The sequence below is a fragment of the Nocardia africana NBRC 100379 genome, from assembly GCF_001612635.1.
GTDB classification, from domain to species: domain Bacteria; phylum Actinomycetota; class Actinomycetes; order Mycobacteriales; family Mycobacteriaceae; genus Nocardia; species Nocardia africana.
This window is the reverse complement of the sequence record NZ_BDAV01000054.1, coordinates 1-3,231: the sequence shown is the minus strand read 5'-3', so window position 1 is coordinate 3,231 and position 3,231 is coordinate 1. Positions and strand designations below refer to the sequence as shown.

Here is a 3,231-nt window from a genome sequence, read left to right as displayed (position 1 = left end):
ATTGGACCGGCTCCAGCTGGGCCAGCAGGTCGGGCTGGCGGCGGACACGATCAAGAAGATAGAACTCAAGAGGCGTCCGCTCGTCGACGACAACATTCGAAAAGTGTTGGCAGCCTTGGAAGTCCAGGACAACAACGTTCGCTTGCTTCTGTCGGCGCGGGAGGGACGGCTGCGGTCCGACGACAGTGCCCCCTGTGATCTGGAGCTTCGCGCTATCGAGGCGATCACGGTGCCGGTGTTCATCCTCAACACCGTCATGGGCCGCATCGTCGCCGCCAACCAGGCGTGTCAGTCCCTGATGCATCTGCGCGCCGGGGTGAGCATCTACGAGTGGCTCGTCGCCGACCCCTGGACGCGGCAGCTACTCGGGCAGGACTGGCGCACGATCGCCCACGGCCTGATCTGGGGTGCCGCGCCACTGATCGAGTGTGTGATGCCCGACGGTGAGCGCGAGCGGCTGCTCGAGGTCTGCAGCCCGGTGCCGGAATGGGAAGCGTTGTGGACCACGCGCCCCGCCAACGCTGACTTCATCTACGGCGCACGCATGACCAACCCCGGCACGGGAGACACGCTCGACTACTCGTTCACCGCGTCCGAGCTGCGGTTTCCACCTCGGGTTGGGTGGTGGCAGGGCCAGCTCACCCCCGCGGGGCCAAGTTGGCGCGGGTGAGTGCATGAACGTGGCCCGGGAGGGAACAGGCGGACACCTGGCGGTCTTCCCTCCGGGCCACGCCCGCCCGTGACGCACACCGTCACGGGGGTCCGGGGCGTCGCCGCCGACGGCGCCGGTGCTGCGGCGCCGACGGCGAGGTAGGCCGCTGCGCTGGCGTGGCGGCGGTGGCGGTGTGTTCGATGGCGGCGGCGATGTCGGCGGCGGTGAGAAACCATGTTCGCCCGGCCCGATGTCCCGGCAGCGCGCCGGCTTTCAGCTGCCGCAGATACCACGCTTCGGACTTGTGCAGAGCGCGAGCGCCGACAGAGACCGGGTAGGTCGGCTCGTGCGGGGCCGCCACTGCATCCGCGGCGTCCTCAAAATCTGTGGTGTCTGGATGCTTATCAGTCGACACACCAACACCTCCCTCACACTATGAAGCAGGTTGTGCCCCAACGTCGTCCGCGCCCTGATGCCCCGCAGCGCGCGATCGATACGCCAAGAACAAGCGAACCCCGGGTTCCTCGACGAGCTCGGTGACCTGCACGGTGACCAGGTCATCCCGGTCGCCCCAGCGGCGCGGAGACGGACCAACGTCGTAGGCGACCTCGACCCCGCTGCGCCACAGCCCAGCGAATCGGGCACTGCCGGCGAGTCGTCGAAGAAGCCGGGCTCCCTCTGGCGCATCGCGGAAGCGGCCCAACGCCGCACGCAGAGTCGCCACGAAGAACTGGGCGTCCTCCTCGGGATCCTGGCGACCCGATTCGTCAGCCGAGGAGAATCGCCAGATGGCGAGGTTGTTCTCGGCTTGGTCCAGGCCGGGAAACAGGTTCTGGAACTGCTGGTTGGCCGCCACGACATTCCACAGGGGATCGCAGAAGCCACAAGCGATCGCCCGGGCGTCCCATGGCGCCAACTCACCTCGGCGACCAGGAGTCGCTATACGCTCACGCAGCTCGTCCAGTGGAGCCAGGACTTCGGCGGGTTCCCACAAGTCGATGGTGTGGCGACGCTGGGCGGGTGAGAGTTCGTAACCGGTGATGATCTTGTCGAGTGTCTCCCGGCGTGGAGTCGCCGAACCAACCTCGATCGACTTGAGATAGGTGGCACTGATGTGTGTGTACTGGCAGGCCAGCTCGCGGGTCAGGTCGCGGTGTTCGCGCATCACCCGTAGCCAGGGACCGAGTGCAGGAATTCCAACCGGCACATCACCAGCCAAACGGGCGACATCCGGTGGCTGTCGAGCGTGAGGTGAATCGGGTGTGGTGGTGGTCATGAAACCCCCTCGAACGGCGACACTTTCGTGTCAGCGAATACAGGAATTGGTGAAAAGTTTTCTCCCCCGAGCGCTTTCGTTCCTACCAGAATCCCGCGATGGCGGCAACGAACAACCAGCGGTCTCAATGGCGAAGAGGCGCGCTCGACCGCGACCCCACGGCGGTGTTCACCACGTGGTGTCCACCAATCGGCGACGGGCGGGAAAAATTTCGAGGGATACTGCGAGTATCAATTTTCGCCGCTGTCGCACGTAAACCCATCTCTTTGTGGGGCTAGCGCGGGTATATATAAAAACTCCATCCCTTCAACGCCTGGCGAACCATAATTTTCCGCGTTTTGATGGTAGGGCAACTGCTCCTGCTTCGAAGGGAAATTGATTGTGGATCCGATGGTCGTTCTTTCCTGGATCGATACCGGTTCTGCGGCAGTCTCGAACGGACTGACGATCGCCGCCCAAGTGCTCTCGCTCGTCCTGCCGTTCCTCTGAACTGCTGAAACGGCGGATCAGCGCCCCGGGTCAGTCGGCGTTGACGACGCCGGGGCGCTGATTCCCGAAACGCCACACCATTCATTCTTTCCTCTTTATCTCCCTCCGTTCGAAGGGTTTATTCGGCATGCCGAAAACAGGATTCAGAAACGCCACGAGAAGAACCGCGACACCCAACAAAAGGGGGGAGCGGTTACCGGCAGGGAAGTCCCGACCTGCGTCGCTCGTGGTTGCCGGTGCCGTTCCGCTGCTGATCGCCCTCGCGTGCGCCGGCCCGGCGGGTGCATCGACGTCTTCGATCGCGGACCAGCCTGGCGTGACCAGCCCTTCCCAGCCCGGCACCGCGACACCGCCGCCCCCACCCGCGCCACCGCCGCCTGCGCCGGAACCTCAACCGGAACCGGCACCCGAGCCTCAGCCGGTGTATGTCGAGCAGCCACCCGAGGTCCGCAACGGGCACACCCCGCGCCCCGAACCCGCCGACGACCCGGCACCGCCGGTGCAGGTGCAAGACTTGCATCTGCCCGAGCCGGTGGCGCCGGTCGCGCCGATTGCGCCGCCGGACAACACGATTCGTATCGGTCAATGGCAGGGCCCGGCACCGGATTGGCTTCCACCCCAAGCACGTGACTGCATCAACACCACCGCGGCCGGTGCCGAAGCGCAGGTCGCCACCGCTTTGGACTCGATCGGTATCCCGGCAGGGCGCTCGGACCGGGTCAGCGGCGCAACTCTGGCCGGTGCCGGTATCGGCGGCGCGGCCGGAGCTGTCGCGGCCGGCGCACCAATGGCCGCCGCGGGCGCGGTCGTGGGC

Annotated in this window: 2 protein-coding genes and 1 pseudogene; 2 read left to right on the top strand and 1 reads right to left on the bottom strand. The window is 65.8% G+C overall.

The window, feature by feature from the left end; translation table 11 throughout:
- On the top strand, positions 1–670 hold a 670-nt coding region (locus tag NA3_RS37935; RefSeq protein ID WP_167355097.1), incomplete at its 5' end, for a hypothetical protein.
- 415 nt (positions 671–1,085) lie between these two features.
- Here the strand turns inward: NA3_RS37935 and NA3_RS35020 are convergent.
- Positions 1,086–1,928 carry an MmyB family transcriptional regulator gene (locus NA3_RS35020; protein WP_084492123.1) on the bottom strand — a complete coding sequence of 281 codons (843 nt, stop codon included), beginning with the start codon at positions 1,926–1,928 and terminating at the stop codon, positions 1,086–1,088.
- A 910-nt stretch (positions 1,929–2,838) separates the two neighbouring features.
- Between NA3_RS35020 and NA3_RS35015 the strand changes: the two are divergent.
- Positions 2,839–3,231, top strand: a pseudogene (locus NA3_RS35015) (hypothetical protein); the annotation flags it as partial.